Source organism: Paenibacillus puerhi (assembly GCF_009846885.1).
Classification (GTDB): domain Bacteria; phylum Bacillota; class Bacilli; order Paenibacillales; family NBRC-103111; genus Paenibacillus_G; species Paenibacillus_G puerhi.
Genome location: NZ_WUWM01000019.1, coordinates 122,124 through 142,532, shown reverse-complemented (window position 1 = coordinate 142,532; position 20,409 = coordinate 122,124). Strand labels below are relative to the sequence as shown.

General features: G+C 57.3%; 10 protein-coding genes. 2 read left to right on the top strand and 8 right to left on the bottom strand.

Annotated elements, in window-relative coordinates; all coding sequences use genetic code 11:
• Positions 1-475 precede the first annotated feature (475 nt).
• From GSF01_RS18035 to GSF01_RS30595, 4 genes are all read right to left on the bottom strand, one after another.
• A complete protein-coding gene (locus tag GSF01_RS18035) occupies positions 476-676 on the bottom strand; it encodes a hypothetical protein (RefSeq protein WP_159886452.1) in 201 nt (66 codons plus the stop codon).
• A gap of 226 nt (positions 677-902) precedes the next feature.
• Positions 903-2,504, bottom strand: coding sequence for a dockerin type I domain-containing protein (locus GSF01_RS18030; protein WP_159886450.1), 1,602 nt, complete (start codon positions 2,502-2,504; stop codon positions 903-905).
• A gap of 44 nt (positions 2,505-2,548) precedes the next feature.
• Complete coding sequence (locus tag GSF01_RS18025; RefSeq protein ID WP_159886448.1) at positions 2,549-4,393, bottom strand: S-layer homology domain-containing protein; 1,845 nt, start codon at positions 4,391-4,393, stop codon at positions 2,549-2,551.
• Between the two features lie 75 nt (positions 4,394-4,468).
• On the bottom strand, positions 4,469-9,799 hold the full coding sequence (locus GSF01_RS30595) for a fibronectin type III domain-containing protein (protein ID WP_201305428.1): 5,331 nt from the start codon (positions 9,797-9,799) through the stop codon (positions 4,469-4,471).
• A 333-nt stretch (positions 9,800-10,132) separates the two neighbouring features.
• Between GSF01_RS30595 and GSF01_RS18005 the strand changes: the two genes are divergently transcribed.
• Positions 10,133-10,513: a hypothetical protein gene (locus GSF01_RS18005; RefSeq protein WP_159886445.1), complete on the top strand. Its 381-nt coding sequence runs from the start codon at positions 10,133-10,135 to the stop codon at positions 10,511-10,513.
• A 175-nt stretch (positions 10,514-10,688) separates the two neighbouring features.
• Here the strand turns inward: GSF01_RS18005 and GSF01_RS18000 are convergent, their stop codons facing one another.
• Positions 10,689-11,939, bottom strand: coding sequence for a S1C family serine protease (locus GSF01_RS18000; RefSeq protein WP_159886443.1), 1,251 nt, complete (start codon positions 11,937-11,939; stop codon positions 10,689-10,691).
• Between the two features lie 196 nt (positions 11,940-12,135).
• Entirely contained in the window at positions 12,136-18,126 is a 5,991-nt protein-coding gene (locus tag GSF01_RS17995) for a bacterial Ig-like domain-containing protein (protein WP_159886441.1), read from the bottom strand.
• 228 nt (positions 18,127-18,354) lie between these two features.
• Between GSF01_RS17995 and GSF01_RS17990 the strand changes: the two genes are divergently transcribed.
• Positions 18,355-18,627 carry a hypothetical protein gene (locus GSF01_RS17990; RefSeq protein ID WP_159886439.1) on the top strand — a complete coding sequence of 91 codons (273 nt, stop codon included), beginning with the start codon at positions 18,355-18,357 and terminating at the stop codon, positions 18,625-18,627.
• Here GSF01_RS17990 and GSF01_RS17985 read toward each other — a convergent pair.
• Together GSF01_RS17985 and pxpB are read right to left on the bottom strand one after the other, a co-directional pair.
• A complete protein-coding gene (locus tag GSF01_RS17985) occupies positions 18,624-19,649 on the bottom strand; it encodes a 5-oxoprolinase subunit C family protein (protein WP_159886437.1) in 1,026 nt (341 codons plus the stop codon). The genes GSF01_RS17990 and GSF01_RS17985 overlap by 4 nt on opposite strands.
• Positions 19,646-20,398 carry a 5-oxoprolinase subunit PxpB gene (gene pxpB / locus GSF01_RS17980; protein WP_159886435.1) on the bottom strand — a complete coding sequence of 251 codons (753 nt, stop codon included), beginning with the start codon at positions 20,396-20,398 and terminating at the stop codon, positions 19,646-19,648. The genes GSF01_RS17985 and pxpB overlap by 4 nt, the downstream gene beginning before the upstream one ends.
• Positions 20,399-20,409 lie beyond the last annotated feature (11 nt).

Sequence of the window (20,409 nt, the reverse complement as noted above, 5' to 3'; positions counted from 1 at the left end):
GTAGTCTTTTCGGTCCGAAGGCCGAAATGACTACAAGGTTCGTTCGACTTGCTCAAAAGTTACTGCTAGCGAGAATTTTCATTCTCTATTTAACACTCACTCGTTGTTCAGTTTTCAAAGGGCAATTGCTAGTATTTCACTTGCGATTCGTAATGTAGCACATCCGAATCTCTTTTGCAACCGTGTTTTTCGATTCTTCCATTCAAGGGGTAATCCTCATGCTCAGAAGCTCTCATTCACTCTTGCTTGCCTCTCTCTCAAGGGGCGAGAAGTAATGTACCATATTCAAATCTGTTTTGCAACCTCATTTTTTACCTTCCATTCAAGGGGTCTAACCGCATGTGCAGAAGCTTCCAAACTAGGCTGCTGTCGCTTTCTTTCGAACGACCGAGTTGTAATGTATCATATTCGTCATTATTTTGCAAGACCTTCATTCCATAATATCGTCTCTCTAGTATTGCATAATGATAGCCTCTTAGTGACCGACGTTATGAGAGCTTTCAGCGAAGAAAGATAGGATAGCAAAAGCTATGAGGATAAACGTCATGACAATAAGCGCTGCCCCCACCCCTCTAAAGCTTACACGGCTGGACGAGAACTTGGAGCGCAGGAACAGCCATACTCCGCTGCCCATCAGTAACGCAACCATAACCCCGAGCTGTATATAATCGTACAAGCCAATCCCCCTTATAAGTTCGGTTTCGATTATCTTTAGACGAAAAGGAAGAGAGCGATGTTTCACCTTCCATCCATTGAACCCCGGCAATGACGCCAGAAAACGGGGACCCGGTTCCCGAGTGCTGGGAGTCGGGCGTTTCTCTCCTAAAATAAACAGGAAAAACACCGCTATTACAGCAGCGTTTTTCCTGTAGCCAATGAAGAAGGCTCTTCGGCCCTTCTGCTTAGGGAATCAACGACGAGACCAATTCAAGATCCTTGGCGTCCACCATGCCGTCCTGATTCGCATCGGCCGCCTTCACCGCATCCCATTGCGGGCTGCCTGCATGCAAACCTACGGAGACGGCCGCCAGGCCGAGATCGCCCAAGTCCACCACGCGGTTGCCGTCCACATCGCCCGGCACAGGAGCAAGCAGCCGGCTGTTAAACAGCTGAACCGCCTGCTGCAGGTTCGCTAAGGCCAGGTCTAGCTGAGCCTGCTCTGGAATCTGCAGCTCCAGCACCGCCGCTGCAGCCTGCAGCACAGGCAGCAGCGCCTGCTTGGAGCCGGGCTCATACTGCCCGGTCATCGTTCCTTCGATCGCGCCGTCATAGAGCGTCTGCGCGGCGGCATAAGCGGACTGCAGCGCAGTCTTTGATACTTGCGAAGCAATGGACACCGTATATGAGCCTCCGCTTGCCGCTATCTGCTGGCCGGATCGTTCGGTCAGCAGCGCCTGAACCGCCTTCACCTCAGTTGTATTCTTGACGGCCGGGTTCGCGGCCAGCCAGATCATTTCCAGCATCGGTCCGTCCGCCGTGTTCCCGCTTCCGTGTCCCTGGCTTTGCGCCGTGAGAACAAGCCGGCCCGGCGTGCCCGCATCGACCTGTGTCAGGGAAAGCTCGGAACGAACCGGCCGCGCATCCACAAAGCTAATGGCGGACGGGTCATATTCGAAGGTTAGCTTCTGCGTATATACCGCTTCATAGACGCTGGAGGTTACGTGGCTCAGTCCGTACTTCAAGATGAAGGACTCCCCGGGAGCGACAGAGCTGATAGGCCCTGACAAGGCGACGGTCGGGTGATCCGAAGGCTCGCCGGGCGGCGTGCCGGTATCGGTAGAATCGAATACGACCGTCCCGTCTGCCTTCACGATGGCGACCTGGTCGAAGGTAACGTTCGAAGCCTCCGATACGGCCAAGCCGACCTGCATCGGTGAGAGAGTCGTCATGCCGCCGGTCGTATCGGCGCCTCCAATCTTGGTGTAGGTTATTCCGTCGGTCGAGTAATAGCCGGCATACACGCTGCCTGTGCGCTGCAGCTTGAGATAGACGGGCAGCGACAGCACGGTAGAGTCCGATCGCGCCGAGCCCCCGGAAGCCGCGGAGAACCGCTTGTAGGTTTTGGTCATGCCCTGAGCAGCCGTGGAAGCGGCCGCTGGCTGGAACCAGACTGAATAAGATAAGGACTGTTTCTCCGTCCCATCCTTGACCATCAGCATCGCGATAGAATTGCTCGTGCTGAACGAGCTGGCGCCTGCCGGGTACGACCAGGAGACGAGCCTGGCCGTCATCGTGAAGTCGCCTTCAACCGGAGTCGACATGAAATACGCGCTGTCTCCCGAGCTCTGAAGTTTCCCGCCCTTGGCGGACAGTGTGAAGACGCCGTTGCTGTAGCTGCCTCCCCCGGAAGTGACAAGCGCGCTATCCGTAATCGCCTCTGACCAGCCTGGCGGCAAGGCCCCGTTCGCCTGGGCGACGGGGGTCTGCGGCCATCCGAACACCGCCACGACGATAGCGGCCACAAGCGCCAGCCATCTTCCGTGTAGACCTTCCTTTCTCATCATCGTTCATATCCCCCTATGAGGTGCGAGCTTGCGCCCCTTTATCATTAGTCGATCAATTCCGCATACTGGAGCAGCCGCTTCAAGACGACCGCGGCTTCTGCCCGATTCGCAGGAGCGGAAGGCTCGAACGCTTCGGCCGACTTTCCATTCATCAATCCGGCTTTGAGCGCTTGCGTCACGCCCTCTCGGGCCCAGCTGCTGATAATGGCATGGTCGGCAAACCGATCCGTCTGCGCCGCGTCAGTTGGGCTTGCCGTGACAGTCGTGCCCACTATCTTCAGCGCCCGGATGAGCATAGTCGCCATCTGCTCCCGTGTGATGCGGTCGTCAGGCTTGAATGCTCCCGGCTCCAGCCCCTCGACCAGGCCCGCTCCGGCAGCCGCCCCGACATACGGCGCATACCAATCCGATACGGATACATCGCGGAACAAGGAAGATACCTGTGGCTGCAAGCCGAGTCCCTTCACAAGCAGCGTCGCGAACTCGGCACGCGTCACATCCCCCTGCGGCACAAAATTATGCTCCGTCCGTCCATCGACGATAAGCTTGGAGGCGAGCAGAGCGATCTCATCCTTCGCCCAATGCCCGGCCAGATCGTCGAAAGACTTCGTATGCCGGATGACCGCATACGTGCTGTTCCCCTGCCGCTTAAGCAGGGCCCGTGTCCGGCCTCCGTCCATTGCCTGGAATCGGGTGGGGACGAAGCTCAGCTCCCCGGTGGCAGGATCGTAAAGAACTCCTGTAGCTGTACTCGGATCAAGCTGACCGGGCAACAAGATCGTTCTTGTCACATAAATGCCCCCGAAATCCCCAACTGCCAGCGAGCTGCCGCCGCCTTCTGCCGTTACATGGAAATCAAGCGCCTCCCCGATCATCGAAGCGCCCGAACGCTCCGCTTCCTTGGATATTCCTTGGAGATCGGTCGCGGATGGCTTGCCGATGTGTACGGTAATTTTCACATCCTGCTGCTTCACGCCCAGTTGAGCGGCCAGCTTGGCGATATCCAGGGCCTGGACCGGAAGCTCATACGAGGCTCCGCCCGTCTGGATCACCACAGCTATGCCGGCATCTTGGCTGGCAGCGGCGGCGAGGGATGCCGCAGGCAGCTCGACCTTCACCGTCTGCTCTCCTGCCGGAAGCTCAATCTGAATACGGCTGCCGAGCGCGGGGTCCGCCTTCAGCTTTGCCAACACCTCGGCCAGGCTGTCCGCGCTTACGGCGGCAACTGCGACAGCTTGCCCGTCGGCGCGGCGGACGCTTTTCATTTCTGCAATCGGGATGCGTACTCCGCTCTTGCCGTTCTCAACCGTAGAAGGCAGGTTAGCCGCGGGTAAGCCTCCTGTACTGGCACCCGTGCCTCCCGTATTAGAATCCGTGTCTGACCCGGAATCGGAATTCGAGGCAGTCACGATAAGGGTCGAAGCCGCTTGGCTCCCTGTCCATCTGGCTTCCTTCCGCTCAGACGATACCGTTAGCACCTCGGACAAGCGAACGCCCGCCTGGCCCGGAGCCAAGGTCTGGAAAGCCAGGCTGCCCAGCTCCAGATCACCGCTTATACCCGGTGCATGGCCGGTTTGCGTGTAGGCGAACGTAATTTTTCCCTCTTCCACGATTGGTTCAATCGCGAAGCCGTTCCCGGTACCGCCCAAGGAGGAAACAGCCTGCGCCAGCTTCAGCAGAGCGGGATCATATTCAAATACGGCCTCATATGCATACAAGCTCTCGAGATGCTGTCCCATCAGCGCGACCCGCCACTCCTTGCCCGTTTCCGTAGACGAGGCATCCGCTGTCAGCCAGAAAGAAGCGTCTCCCTCCGCATGCGACGCGGCAGGCGGTACCGCTATTGAGAACAGCAGCGCCAGCGTAGTCAGCCAAAGTTTGAATTTCATAGAGAAGGCCCATCCTTTCATTGTTAAAGAATCGGGAGAGAAGCTGCGCTCCTCTCCCGCTCTTATCTCTCAAGCTTAAGGAATCAAGCTGGCTACATAGGAAAGATCCACAATGTTGAGGATGCCGTCCTGGTTGATATCCATATGCGCATACCGGCTCCACTCCGCATGATCCGACTTCAAACCGTATGCGGCCGCCAGCATGGCCAGATCGCCGATATCGACCTGACGGTCATCGTTCAGATCACCCGGCACGGCAGCCAGCTTCTTCGCTTGGAACGCGGCCAGCGCGGAATCCACAAGCGCCTCGGCCTCATCAAGCTGCTGCTGGGAAGCCGTTGTATACGCCAGCGTCTGGATAGCAAGATCGATGACTGCCTTCAGCTCCGCCTTGGAGCCGGCCGGATATTGGCCGGTCTTCGTGCCTTCCACCGCGGCGTCATGAGCGGCTTGAGCCGAACTGATCGCCGCTTGGAGCGCCGACGTTTGCAGCGGGCTGCCAAGCACGACGCTAACCGTGGACCCGGCTGCGGACGAGATTTGTCCCGCGGCATTGGCCAGCTTCACGGAAGCCAGAACTATCGCAGAAGTCTGGGACTGACCCAGCGTCTTCGCCTTCCAATTCAGCTTAAGCAGCGTTCCGTCCGCCTTCACGCCGGCCTGCTGGCCGAGGCTTGCTGCGAAAATCCGTACCTGCCCCGGCGTCGCGGTCGTCACCCGTACGACGGACAGACCGGCCTGTATCGCATCCGCCGAGACAAACTCGACAGCCGCGGCATCATATTGGAAGCTGAGCTCCTGCGCATAGATCGCATTTGCCGGATTGACCTGTGTCAACCCGTGCTCCAGGCTGAACGGCTGGCCGAAGCCAACGGCTTCCGGACCGCTCAAGGCGGCAGCCGTCTCGATGACACCGCCCCCGCCGCTGCCCCCGCCCGCAGAAACCGCAGGAAGTACGCCGATATCCGTGCCTGCCGGCGTACCCGCCCCCTTCAAGGGACTGTTTGTCGCCAGCTTCAGGAAATCGCCCAGATTCGGGAATCCGTCGGCATTACGCGTCAACGCAGGCGTCAGTGTGATAAAGTCGGCATCGGTGGCCTTCAGACCCTTGCCGTTGGTGCTCTTCTTGCTGATCCACCACACATTGCTGTTCTCGACGTCCGTACCGGACTTCTTATCGCTGGCTCCGCCCATGTAAGACAGGTTGTTGGTGAACATATGCGTCCCCGCATCGAAGGCAAAGTTGGATTGCCCGTTGCTCCAGGACGTATTGTTCGTCAGCCGGATCGAGCCCGGATTGCTGTTGTACGTAAAGCCGTGCTTCTTATTCAGAAAAGCGACGCTGTTCTCGACGATATGGTCGACAGGAATCTTCTCTCCGCCGAGCTTGTAGCCATTGCCGTCGCTATTGGACGTCGACAGGCCGTCCGAGGTGGCGCCGTTATGATGGGCGACGCTGTTGCGGATCACGACCGGGTCGATCGGCCCGGTATCGGACTTGGCATACAGATCCCAGCCGTCGTCCGTGTTGTACGCGGCGATACAGCCGTCGAACACATTGCCTGCGCCGACCGTCAGCTTGGCCGCGAAGCCGTCGGCATCCTCCCCGTCATCCGGGTCGAAGTTATCATGCGAGTACACATTGATGATCTGGTTATAGGTCGGCCATACCTCACGCGGAGCTCCAGCCGTATAACGTCCGAGCTGCAGGCCGGTATCCTTGTTATGGTGAATGTTCAGGTTCTCAACGCGGTTGTAGTGGCCCGCCACGTACACGCCATTGTCGGCCGACCCGCGGACTTCCAGCCCTTTGACCAGCCAGTAGCTGCCATTGATCTGCAAGCCTCTCGCATTCTGCGACGGGTCCTTGGCATTGTAAGGCTGTGCGTAGAAATCGAGGATCGGCAGCTCGGACCCGTAAGCGATCAGCTTCTTCATCGCTCCAGGCGTACCGCTGTTGTCACGGTCGATCGTCACCTGAACGTCATAGGCGTAGACGCCACCGCGCATATGGATCGTTTTGCCCGGTTCGATCCGGGTTAGCGCCGCCGTCAAAGACAGCGGACTGCTCAGCGTACCCTCTCCTCCGTCCAGCCCTTCCGGCGATACGACGAGATCGCCCGGCTGCACGACGGAAGTTGCGGCGGCCGGCGTACCCATAACCGTAACCGAATCCGAACCTTCTCCGTTCGCATTAGAAGCGGATACGACATAGAAATAGGTCGTACCGTTAGAGACCGTCAGATCCGTATAGGACGTGGACGATACATTCGCCGCTGTTACAGTGAACGGTCCTGCCGGTGACGCGCCGCGCTTTACGGTGTAAGAGAGCGCATCCGCCACGGCTCCCCACGAAAGAGTAACCCGGCCATCCCCTGCGGAAGCTTGGAGCGCTCCCGGTGCCGCCGGCTTCGTGGCGCCGCCCTGCGAAGCCTCCGGCTTGGCTCTGACCTGAGCGGATAGAGCGCCTTCTCCGGCAGCGTTTGTTGCGGCAATGACGTAGTAATAGGTGGTGCCCGCGGTCACGGACGTATCTGTATAACCGGGAGCCGACACCGCGGCCAGCTTCGCGTACCCGCTGCCGTCCGTCGTGCTGCGCTTCACCGTATAGCCCGTGGCGCCCGCGGCTGCGTTCCAGGTCAACGCAACCTGACCTTCATTCGTCACAGTCGCCGTGACACCCGACACGGCCGCCGGGGCAGTCGGCGTAGTCGTGCCGCCCGTGTACCCGGACGTGCGCTGCCAGTTTTCCTTGCTCCACTGCAGCTTACCGGAACCTGCTCCGTCCGGAGCCGTCAACCGTGCGATCAGAGTCGACGGATCGTCCGGCGTGTACGTATACGGCAGCTCCGTCATGCCGCTCCAGGAGAAATCCTTAACAGGGGCCGGAACAGGAGCCAGCGGACTTCCGGGAGTCGTACTATCGCCTTGGAACACTTGACCGTCCAGCGAATAGATCGTGTTTATGGCAGCGATCTTCCCTGTATATTGCGGCTTGGCCGGGTCCTTCTGATTGTTACGGATCGGATACAGGATATCGATAATATGCGAATTCTCCACCAGCACCGCACCGTCTTCCGTGGAGATGGCGCCGTTGCTCGTCACGCCGAAATGATAGCCGGCCGAAGCGATCGCCGTTTCCTGCGCCGGGGAGATTCGTTTTTTCGCCGCCCAGTTGCCTGCCGTATCCATGACAATGTTGAAGGTATGGACATTGCCGCCCCGAAGACGAGGCATACGATCCTGCATATCGTAATAGTAGTTATGATGCAGCGTAGCTTGCAGATCGGCATTGTTCGCCTTAAGCTCGTTGGCGCCCACCAAATGCTGCTTCTTCTGTCCGGCGGATACGTCGATAATATCCTGGGTGCTCAGTCCCTGATTGCGCAGGAACTTATACATCGGGTACTTCGTCGAGCCCGGATTCTCCGTCAGCTCCGCTTCCATCGCGTTGATCTGCTGGCCGACCCAGCCGTTCGGGCTGCGGTCGTCTCCCTTGAACAGCGACCATGAGATCGTCACGCCGGAGGAGCCTTCCTTGATATCGATCCCGCCGTCATAAGACTTGTGGAAGGTACAATGGTCAATCCACACCTGGGACGACGCTTCCAGGGTAATATAGTCCCAATCGTTCTTGTCATAGTCGCCCTTGGATTCTTCATCCCACTCCCACAGCTCGTCAAACTCCAGGTTGCGGATGATAAGATTATTCACGCGCTTGACGACAAAGCTGGCATGCTTGATCTTCGCGCCATTGGCGGAGAAAATCGTCATATTGCCCAGATCCTGAATATAGATCTTGGTGACGCCCGTCTGCAGCAGCACCGGATGCGTCTTCGCCGCGTTATGCGCGGAGAACAACGAGCCTGCCGTCGTCTTCGCCTCGGCGGGAATCTCGTTCCACCCCAGGTCCAGATCGTTCATGATCTCGATGACCTTATATCCATTCTTCTTGCCGATGGCTTTGGCAAAATCATTGGCGTTATACACCTTGATGTATTTCGCGTCGGTCTCTGGAAGCGTCCCCCCGCCGACATTCGTCGTGGAGAAGCCCGTCATGTTATAAACATCGACGGAAGCGCCTTCGGCAGGAACCACGGAAACCGCATCCGATGGAGCACTTTCACCATTTTTGTTGTTAGCGCTTACAGCGAACGAGTACGAAGTTCCATTCGTCAGATCAGTAGCCGTGTAGCTGGTGGCGGTTATCTCAGACGCAATTGGCACATAAGCACCGCCATTCGTGCTGTGCTTCACGGTATAGCTCGTCGCACCACTCGCCGCATTCCAAGACAGCACAGCCTGCCGGTCGCCGGCAATCGCCTTCAGACCTGTCGGCGCCGCGGGAGGAGTCGAAGCAGATTGCGGGGTTGCGCTCACCTCGGCCGAATTCGCACTGCTCAGCCCTCCGGTTTGCGCCGTTACTACGTAATAATAGGCCGTGCCGTTTACCAAACCGCTGTCGGTGAACGTGCCTGCCTCCACATTCGCGGCAAGGTCCGTGTAAGGTCCGCCGCTCGTCAAGGAACGCTTCACCGTATAGGTCGTACCGCTTGCCGCATTCCACGAAAGCGTCACTTGTCCGCTGCCGCTTGCCGCCTTCAATCCGCTTGGCGCTGCCGGCAGCGTCGTTTTCGTATATACCTTGAGGTTGTCATAGTACATATTGGCCGTCTGCGTACCGGTCGTAAAGCCGGTGAGCTGCGATACCGCGAGCTCCGAGGAGGCGGCTGTCTCCGAGAAGTCGAACACGCCCGCGGTCGTGTACGCCCCTGTCGAACCGGCCGTTCTTGCGAACGCTTGGGATTTTTTCGCAGCCATATCGATTTCAAGCTTCACCTGATACCATTGGTCCTGCTTGTAGCCCGTAATGATCTTCTTATTGGAGCTTGCCCCATACAAATACTGGGACAGATTCGCTCCGCTGTCGCTGAGACGCAGCTCGGCGAATGCTTGCCCGGCCGGATTTTCGACCCGCAGCACCTTATAGCCGTGGCTGTCCATGCCCGTCTTGTCGATCCGCCAGTCGAATTCCACAGTTACGAAACCGCTTGCATAAACCGGCAGCTGACGGACAAACTTCGTATCGCTGCTGCTCTCGTCCCTTACCTGCAGCACCTTGCCCGTACGGTCGTTGTTGACCGTTCCGTTTACGATCTGGCCAGCCTCCAGCACCCGGACTTCGTTGGTCGCCGTGCCCGGATTCGGCGTCAGCGTGTAGCCGGCGGCTTCCAGATCCCCCGCGCCCGACCAGGCCTCATAGTCATCCCGAATAAGATCCGTCTGCAGCACATCGTCTGCAGCCGCATATACAGCAGGCGCTGCTGTCATGGCCGTACCGGCCAGCGCGACATTCAGCGCAAGCGCAAGCGTTGCTAGCTTGCTTACCACCCGTTTGGCTTTCATAGTTTCCCCCCATAAAAGTTGACTTAGTGAATACGCATGAAACAAACACTTACCTTTCTGTTGAGTAAACGTTCCTCCTTTCAACGGCCAGTTCCCTACAGGTGAAGCATACCCACATTTCCTGATTGTTCCAACAATCATTTGGTTGTATGATGCCGCATCCCCTGGTTTCTAGGAGGAAATTCCGGAATTCTGAGCAAATGATTGTGCTGGTAATTGCGACAAAGTGAAGCAAGTTTACCTTGTTTTTGACAGTCCATTTCGACTGCATTCTCGAACCAACTGCTCTATCATAGAACTACATCCATTTACTAGAGGAGGTTTGCCGTATCCATGGAGGTTATTCGCGAAGTGGAATCGTTGCCAATGCCGCCGTCCTTATACCCCGATCAAGCTCAAGAGCCGTCCAAGCCCCCCAAGCTAACGATGAAAGTCTTGTACGAGCTCATCGAGGAGCTGCAGGAAAGAAATCGCGTTCTCGCCGATCGGCTGGATCAGCTTGAATCCTGCAACCAATTCCATATCGAAGTCGCCGCGGCCGTACAATGGTTAACCGTTCCGATGGAGCAGCAGTCTCTAAGCTCCCTTGTTTCGGACATTTCCGTACATGAGCCTGACAACTCGGAGGATTACCTGCTGCCCCGTTCCAAACGACATGTTGTCCCGAAGAAAAAAGCGGCCTTCTGGAGCTTATGGTTTAGTTCCGCCAGGTAAACCCCGGTCGGGGTTAAGCCCTCTTCCAACCATCGCCCCCGCCTTCTTCCAATAAAAAAGACCCTTTCCGCTTCAGTTTTTGAAGGGAAAGGGTCTGCTCATGTTTTCACGGCATGCGCCGATCAACCTGCATAATGAGGAACGATAAGAGACATAGTAACCGAGACGGAGGTCGTCAATTGGCGTTCTTATTGCCTACGGTGACCGAGACGTCGCTTTTCTGCCCGTTGCGGATCGTCGTCAGCGTCACTTGATCGCCTACCGCAAGCTCCTTGACCTTAGCGGAGAGGGCTTCAGCACCTGCCACCGCCTGGCCATTTACGGCCGTAATGACATCATAAGTCCGGATTCCCGCTGCGAATGCGGGGCTTTTCGGATCTATCTGTACGATAACCGCCCCGCTCTTGCCATCCAGCTGCAAGTCGGCTGCCCATTCGTCATTCACGTCCTCCAGTCCGACGCCCAGGTAAGGAATAGGCTCCTTCGGTATAGCCACGTTGTTCTTGAGATTTTCCAGGACGGAAGATATGGTGCTCGTGGGGATTGCGAAGCCCATACCCTGTGCTTCAGCGTTGACTGCTGTATTAATCCCTATAACCTCGCCGTTCATATTAAGCAGCGGGCCTCCAGAGTTACCCGGATTGATGGAGGTGTCGGTTTGCAGCAAATGCTTGTATTCTCTTGTTCCCTGCTCATCCGGGATCGAGATTGGACGTTCTTTGGCGCTCAGCACCCCGACCGTGACGGTCTGATCATAGCCATAAGGGTTGCCGATCGCCAGCACCCAGTCTCCCACCTTCACCTGATTGGGGTCGCCTAAAGTCAAGTAGTCGAACTCCTTATCGCCTTCTATTTTAAGCACCGCCAGATCCAGCTCGTAGCTGTTCCCAAGCAAGGTCGCCTTGAACGGCTTTTCGTACCCCTCCACCGTCACCCAGATTTCCTCAGAGCCATCGATAACATGCTCGTTGGTCAAGATGTAACCGGATTTCTCGAAAATAAAGCCGGTCCCCATCCCGCCCTCCTGAAGCTCATCCGTTTCCCCTTGACTGCCATTACCGAAAAATTGACGATACCTCGGATCGCTGAATCGCGAATTCGGGCTGCTTTCCGCTTTGACCTTCGTTTCGATCTTCACGACCGCTGGCCTCGATTGATCAACGATGGCCGAGATACCTCCATTCGTTCCAAGACTGGCCGATGCGTTCTCGACTCCCGCATGGGCAGCTGCTGTAGCGCTTGTGCCGACCGTCGCGACAGCTACAGGGTCCGATGCCGCTCCTGAAGCGGGCGTAAATAAATTCAGTGTATCCGAAGCGATCATCAGGCCGCCCGTCATCAGCGTACCCGCCAGAAAAGCGGCTACCATGCCCCGAAGCCTGGGGCTTCTAACCGTAATTGTTGTTGGCTTCGTGTTGTTATCCATATGATTTCAGCCTCCCAGTCCTATGAAATAGGGTGAATCGCAGTAACGAATAATCTAGCCTTTCGTTATCTCTATCATCACCTATGGACCTTAAGAGAGGATTAAGCGTTCCTAAAAGGAAGATAAAGAAAGCCAGGTCCTCTGCAGCTTATTTGCCGCGTGGACCGGGCTTTCTGGAATACACTCTGTCTCTCTATTAATCGTTCACAAACTGGTAGATACGGTAGATCAACACGGCTGCTTCTGCGCGGGATGAATCCGCAGCAGGCCGGAGCAGGCCGGCATCATCGCCTTGGATCAACCCGGCCTTGGCCATCGTATCCATATCCTGCTGAGCGTAGTCGGAGATCGCGGCTTGGTCACCGAATGCGATACCTTCCGAAGCTTTACCGGAGACCGCTGGAGCGATACCGGCTGCTTTCATGGCACGGGAGGCCATCACGATCATATCTTGTCTGGTGATGCGCTCTCTCGGCTCAAACTGCCCGCCGGTCGTACCGTTGACGATGCCAAGCTTACTCGCTATGCCTACGCCTTCGTAGAAGTAATCAGCAGGCTGCACATCCGTGAAAGCTTCCTCCGCCTCGGCCGTCAGACCGAGCGCCCTGATCAGCAGCAGCGCGTAATCTGCACGCGTGATTCGGCTGTTGGGGGAAAATTCCAGATCGGACACGCCGTTCACGATGCCTTTCGCCGCCATCACTTCGATGGCCCGCTTTGCCCAAGGAACCGGACTGATATCGGCGAATGTCTTGGGATTATACAGGAGTGCGTATTGGCTGAAGTGATGGGTGGAGAACCGTACCTGCCCTTCCTTGGAGCGGTAGCCCCCATTCGGAACCGGAGTAATCTGCCCCTGCTCGCCAATATGCCATACCGCGATCAGCGCGTGATCCGTCTCTCCGCTTGCCGGCGTATAAGGAATGGACACCTGGACCGCCGCTGCTGGGTTGCTCCAGCTTAGAGGCTTTCCATCCACAGTCACCTGGAAGTCATAAACCGGACGATTGCCGAGCTTCTCGGCCAGCGATGCGGACGGGGCGACAGGCTTCACCGCTATACCAACCTGCGAGGCTCCGGCTAGCTGCGAGAACCTAAACATCTGACCCGGCAGCAGCAAGCTCGCCAATCCCGCTTTCACTTCATATTGCACGGCAGATGAAGCCCCGAGATAAGCCGACGCCGGCATAACAATCTCGTAGCCCCCTTCCGCGGACGACGCCTCGGCAGGCAGCTCGATGCGGACCGTCTTCTTGCCTCTGCTATCCGGCTTGATCACCGAAGGTGCAGCATCCAGAGCTGCTGCGTCGACCGTCACCCGGGCACTTCCTCCGCTGCCCTGCGTGATCGTGACTTTCACGGGTGTACGGCTATCGGCGTCACTCGATGCCCCAGGGCCTGGCGATACAGGGGCAGTCGGACTTGAGGTTCCGTCCGATCCGCTGCCTTCGTCCGAGCCCGTCCCCGTGCCTGGACCTGTGCCTGGATCTGTACCCGGGTCTGTTCCTGGATCTGTACCCGGATCTGTGCCCGGATCTGTACCCGGATCTGTGCCCGGATCTGTTCCTGGGTCTGTCCCTGGATCTGTTCCTGGGTCTGTCCCTGGATCTGTTCCTGGGTCTGTCCCTGGATCTGTACCCGGATCTGTTCCTGGATCTGTTCCTGGATCTGTTCCCGGATCTGGTTCAGGCTCCGTTCCTGGTCCTGTCGGCGCCACGTACTTCAGGAAGTCGCCCCAGATGATACGACCCGACTCATCTCTCAAATAATCGCTTACCGGCTGCAGGCTTACGAAGTTCGCATCGGTCAGCTTCACACCGGACTTATTAACCGATGCCGTTCCGTTGAACAAATAGTTCGTGTTGGACTCCAGCCCGGCCGGATAGCTGTCTTTGGCCGTATAAGCTTTCTGATAGGACACGAATCCTTTCAGCTTGAAATCAGTGGGAATGCCCGTGTACGTCGTAAAATTCAGATTTCCGCGTGCATTGTTAAATGCAATGTTGTTCTCGGCGATCACGCCGGGATTGCTATTGCTGGCAAAGCCATAGGCCCCATTGCCGAACGCGATGCTGTTCCGGATTACATGCGGCACATGAATGCCTTCCCCGCCCAGCTTGAAGCCGTTCTTATCGCCGGCTCCCACCGTTCCGTCTGTCAGGAAGCCGTTGTTAAAGGCAATGCTGTCCTCGATCAACACAGCGCCAATCGCGCCCGTGCCGGCTTTCGTATACAGATCCCAGCCGTCATCAATGTTATTGTGAGCGATCGTCCCACGGAACACGTTGCCTACGCCCGAGGTTAATTTGGCGGCAAAGCCGTCGGCATTGTTATCGGACGGGTCTCGGTTGTCGAACGACGTGCTGTTCAGGATCAGGTTATGGGACGGCCACTCGGAACGATCCTCCGATCCATCGGTTCGGCTGATCTGCAAACCAGTATCACCATTCTGGTAAAAACGGCTGTTCTCCACGATGTTGTGGCTGCCGCCGACCGTAAAGCCCTTCGTATTGCCGGCCGACCGCTTGAAGTCGATGCCCAACACATGCCAGTAATGACCGCTAAGCACGACACCCTCGGATTTTTTGTCAAAATCGATCACAGGCCTCGCGCCCGGCGCCGCCACCAGATATTTACGCGACTCCGCCGTACCGTCGTTATACTTCTGAATCTCAAGTCTGGAGCTGCGTACATACGTACCGTCCAGCATAATCACCTTCTGCCCCGGACGGACGAATGAAACGGCCGTATCCAGATCGAGCGGCTGATCCACTGAACCCGTTCCCTCGCTCGTACCCGCAGGCGACACAAAGATATCTCCGCCTGGCACGTAACTTTTCACGGTCACCGAATGATTACGAACCAGCTTGTCATAAGAGGTTAGAAACTGAGTGTCATCCGGCAGAAAGGTTACGCTGAAGTTCGTTCGGCCGTTCGCCGCCAGCGTCGTCGGAATCACCGTAAGCTTCTCTGCTTCGACTGCCGTATCCTGCGCGATCACCGTTTGGCCTTGCTTCACAGTTACCGTACCGCGTACATTGGATTTCACGCGCAGTGCATAATCGGTCTGAGACGTCCGGTTCAAGGATACGATCTCCAGCTCCGGCGTTGCCGGCGAGACCGGAGCCGCTACCTTGGGCGCATCCGCCTCGGCAGCCGTCACCTCTAGCTGAATATTGCTGACCTCAATCGTCGCCAACCGCGCTGCATAGAAGCCCACGTAGATCTTAGCATCCTGAACATTCAGAATATCGGGCGTAAAGAAAATCTGCTCCGCTCCGTCGTTCAGCTTACCTGTGTAGCCGCTGTTCGTCTTGGCAAGCGTCAGACGGTACGGCTTAACCGGATGCGTGTTGGCGGGAGCGGGACGCTCTTCCTTCAGCATGATTTTCTGAATCCCCTTGCTGCCCGCTCCATCCTTGGACTCCACGCCGGTCCGGATGAAAAATTGCGTACCGTTAGCAGAGCCCGTTCCGCCGCTAAAGCCCCCTACTGCCGCGATGTTGGAGCCAAAGACGCTGGAATCTCCAGCAGTCCCGATCGCATCCCTTGCCATCAGGCCGAAGGATTCCTGACCGTCATGCGGAGTTTTCGCATAAGCGACAACCTTCACATCGGCGGACAGGACAAAATTATCCTTGGCCGCGTCAATTTCCGTGTAGTAGAACGAAATGCCGTCATGGTCGCCGGTCACCTTGCCTCCGCCTTCCAAAGCAACCAGTTGGACGGTATCTCCGCCATCCTTGACCGTCACCGTGTTATTCGCTGCGGAGGTGGACTGTCCGAAACGGATGGACTTCCATTCGGCTGCCTGAGCTTCGCGTACTGTCGCTTTCAGCACAATCGGCTGAATCGACGGATCGGCCGGAGTAATGACGATATCATAAGTGCCTGCTTGGTCCGATTGGAACCCCGAGACATCTACCGCATACTGATCGGCCGGCAGCACCTCCCGGTCGCCGTTGTCAAATACCTTCGATACCTGCAAGCCTGCCGGATCAAAGGATTCTCCCACCACATACGTCGTCTTTGGATAGCCGGTCACCTGAATACCTATCAACGCCTTCACCTTTACAGTCAGAGACAGCTCGGCGATCTTGCCTTTATGCGAGATCGTTAAGGTTTTGTCGCCAGGACTGGCCGTATCGAGCGCGCTAACCGTAAATTCTCCTTTGAGCAAACGGGCCTCAGTGCCGTCATCGTACTTGGCATACACAACCAGTCCGTCGAGGTTCAGCGTATCGCCTATGTAATAGAGCGTTTTTTGCGGCAGCTGGCGAATATCCAGCCCTGTCAATGCTGCACGTTTAATCGTAATGTCAAACGCTGCCGTCATCGTCGGCGTTTCCGTCGAGGTAATGACGACTGTCTTCGTTCCCGCTTCCCGGAATACGTACGTACCGCCTGCTATAGGCGCTCCATCGATGGAGAACGTGTAGGTGTCGCCGGTTAATTCGCGCGTCACCCCATTGTTGTACGTGGCGAGCACCGATAACCCCTCGGGGTCGAAGGTATCCCCCAGATAATACGTCGTTTTAGCCGGATAAAACGAAATGTCCAGCTCGGTTACGGACAAGGCAATCACCCGGACCGTCACCGTGGCGGTCGCGCCGTTATAGTGGACCGTCAAAGTTTGAGGCCCTGCCGTGCTGCTATCGAAGCCCGTTACCAGGTAATCGAAGCGCGACAGCTCCTCCTGAACGCCCCCTGCATGGACGGCCGTAACCTGCAGACCGCTCAGATCCAGGCTTTCGCCGATCAAGTAAGTGTGTTTCATCGCAGCTGGATTGATCAGCAATTGATTCGTCGTCTTCGTATTCACCTTAAGATCGAACCGGCTGAACGTTACCTCGGCATCCCGGGCCGCATACAGTCCGGCATATAGATTGTCCGGAAACAGGCTGTCCAGCACCACTTGCCTGCTGACGCCATTGGCCGTAATTTCGTAAGCGCTCCCAGACTTCTTAATCTTGAGATCATAGACCTCGCCAGCAGCAGGAGCCGAAACGCCAGGCAAGTCCAGCTTGGTATTGCTGCCGCCGCTTGTCGTGCCGATAACCCCTTGCTTGTAGAAAGCCTGCATCACATTCGGCGTACCGCCGAAGCCGCCTACTCCTACATAGTTGGAGGACTGCGTGGACGTGTCCGGTTTGAAGTCATTGCGAAGCATCAAGCCGAAGGACTTCTGGGCAGGCGTAGAAATCGAGCTTGTCGCGTTAAAGCTGCGCACTGCCGCTTGAGCCGTCAGCTCGAAGCTCGAAGCCGTCGGAAGCTGTTTATAATAATAAGAGAGGCCCTCGTCTGCTCCAGCCACCTTGCCCCCGGTCGCCTTGATCGTAACCGATCCGTCCGCATTCGCGATCGGGTCCGGATTGCGTCCCGAGTCGCCCGTACTGGTGTTGGCCCCGAAGGCATTGAACTTCCATGCTCCCAGATCCAGCTTAGGCTCCACATAAAGTCGCACCTGGCTGAACGTCACCTGCGTATTGCGGGCCGTATACAGCCCGGCAAATGCCATGCCTGCGGCCGCATTTTCTATCGTCTTCGTCTCGCTGCCGATCTTCAGCACATAATGGCTGCCCGTCCGCTTGATACTGAGCGGGTAGGAAGCTCCGGCCGCTGGGGCTTCGGCCCCATTCGCAGGATCCATCGCCACAACGGGCTTCTCGCTGCCGTCGGGTTGAAGGGTGAGTCGCTTATGGAAGGCCTGCATTTTCTGGGAAATGGCGCCTGCTGCCACATAATCGCCAGCCGAATATACAGCCCCGTATACATTCTCGAATACACTGCTGCGCACCATCAGACCAAAGGATACCTGACTGTTCGCTGTCCACGTATCTACCTTCGCCACAGCAGTCAGCTCAAAGTCGGCATCTGTGGGTATAGCCTGATAATAGTAAGCGAGCCCCTCCGTAGGCGTAGAGCCCGTCGCAATCTTGCCGACGTTATTGGAGCTGCGCAGCGTTACAGTGCCATCCTGGTTTTCGGCAATGCCAAAGTTGGCCGCCGTGATGCCACCCGACCCCACATCGCCAAAAACGCTCCCCTTCCAGTTGCTGTCGCCCGCAATCTGAATCATCCCTTCCGGCGGTTCCGCCGCTTCGGCCCTAGACGGTCTGAGCGCGACCGTGGACACCAGCATGACGAAGGACATGATCATGGCAACGACCTGCATCGATTTTCTCATTCCACCTGTTCTCCTTGTCTCGCAGTATTTTGGGTATACCCCCCTTTTATAAGCGCTTTCAAGCAGGTGCGTCAATAATCACTAGAACAGATGGTGGGGTGGGGAGCAGGAAATGGGTGCTAGGTTTATTTCGGATAATCGGGGTTTTCATCGCAACGATGTCCCGCCCTATTCCGACTATTAGAGTGAGAGTATACTCAACATAAGATGGACAAGGAGCCGTGAGATATGAGATTATCCGAACTTTTAACAACGCCGCAAGGAGCCCGGTTTCGCATTCTGGAGGTATCATCCGATATCTACACCGACCCTGCTGAAAGAAAAGAAGTCATTCGTCTGCTTGAAGAAATGATGAATCACTCGGTACGCATAGCCCTGACGGATGAGACAAGTAGCGGATACTTCGCTATGGACTACCATATCCGCTACTACGCAGCCCTGTTCCATAAGGATGAAATCGAATGGACTCCGCTTGGCGGTACTTCCCTTCGACTCCCCTAGCTTTCTTTCCTAAGCTTCCATCGAAGCCACAGGCGAATCCGGTTCAGCTCCTGCTCTTGGCGTATGTACAGACGCTCCGCCTCGCCCAAGGAGATTTCCCGGATGCCGAGCTTCTGACCAGGCTGGAGCTGGCTCAAAAGGGGGATGTCTACGCTGGCGACATGCGCGATTCTCGGATATCCGCCCGTCGTCTGCCGATCCGCCATCAACAAAATCGGCTGCCCCTCCGGCGGAAGCTGGACGGTACCGCGCGATACCGCTTCGGATAGCCGTTCCGTCTTCTCTTCCTGCTCAAGAGGGCTTCCGTGTAACCGATACCCCATCCGGTCGGACTGCGTGCTTAGCTGGAAGATCTGTGCAAAAAAACGCTCCCGGCTGTCTTCCTTCAAGCTGTTGAAGTCAGCCCCTCGCATCGCACGTACGACGACAGGCTCCCCTCTTCCCAGCAGATGAAGGGAGACAGGCGGGTCTACGTACCAAGGGGAACAAGCGAATGACTCTTCGGCTCCCAGCCGCTTGGCCATGCTGCCTGCCAAGCGGCAGGACAGCTCGCCCGGAGCCCGGAGGTTCAAAACATCTCCGGCGGCCAGCGCCCGGCCTTCGAAGCCGCCGAGGCCTCCTCGCACATAAGTGCTGCGGCTGCCCAGGATAAGCGGGACGTCGAGGCCGCCCGCCACAGCCAGATACGCCCTGCTGCCATAACGGCAGGCGCCGAACTTGATGACGCTCCCCTTCCTGACAAGCACCGGCCTCCATTGTGGAAGCGGCTGTCCGTCTATCGTAGGAGACAGGTCGCCTCCGCAGCAGGCCAGCACGAGATCGTCCCGTACAGCGAGCGTCGGACCTATCACCGTAATCTCCAGCGCCGCTTCACCCTCTTCGTTGCCGACCAGAAGGTTGGCGATGCGCAGAGAGACCGGGTCCATCGCCCCGCCGACGACCACTCCATACCGCTGCTTGCCTGTCCGTCCCAAGTCCTGCACCGTTGTCAGCATGCCCGGACGCATGACCTGTAGGCTCATAGCATCCCCTCCCCGCTGAGCCTGAGCTCGTGGTACGCCTCCAGGGATACAGGGCGGAACCGAAGACGATCTCCCGCCAGCAAATAACTCGGAGGGTCTTGGTCCGGAAGGAACAGCCGCAGCGGCGTACGTCCGATTAGCTGCCAGCCTCCCGGCGTCTCGAACGGATAGATGCCGGTCTGGGCGCCCGCAATCCCCACTGAGCCTGCCGGTACCGAAGGACGAGGGCTTGCACGACGCGGAGCCGCGATCCGCTCCGTCATGCCGCCAAGATAGGGGAAGCCCGGCGCGAAGCCGATCATGTATACGGTATAAACGGCGCTGCTGTGCAGCTCAATGACCTCCTCCATGCCAAGCCCGTTATGCCGGGCGACAAACTCTAGATCTGGCCCCGCTTCACCGCCGTAATAGACGGGAACCTCCACGGTTCTTGATGGCGCCTCTTCCTCCGCCGACAGCTGTTGCAGTAGCTTGCCGAGCCGCCCGCATACGGCCTCGAAAATCGTGGAGCCGCCCCCTTGTCCCGGTTCATGCCTGCTCCATGTCCAGACGGCAGCAGGCTCATAATGGACGGTCACGCTTGCGAAGGCCGGGACGACTTCGATCATGCCCGGGAAGCGGTGCCGGCTCCAATGATCGGACACCGCCATCACCCGGCGGTGCGTATGAAGCTCGATGCTGCTGCCGAAGCGCACCGTAACCGCGGAGTCCCCCAGCGGCAGCCATTCCAGCTGCTTGCCTCCGATCATCGCGTCATCAG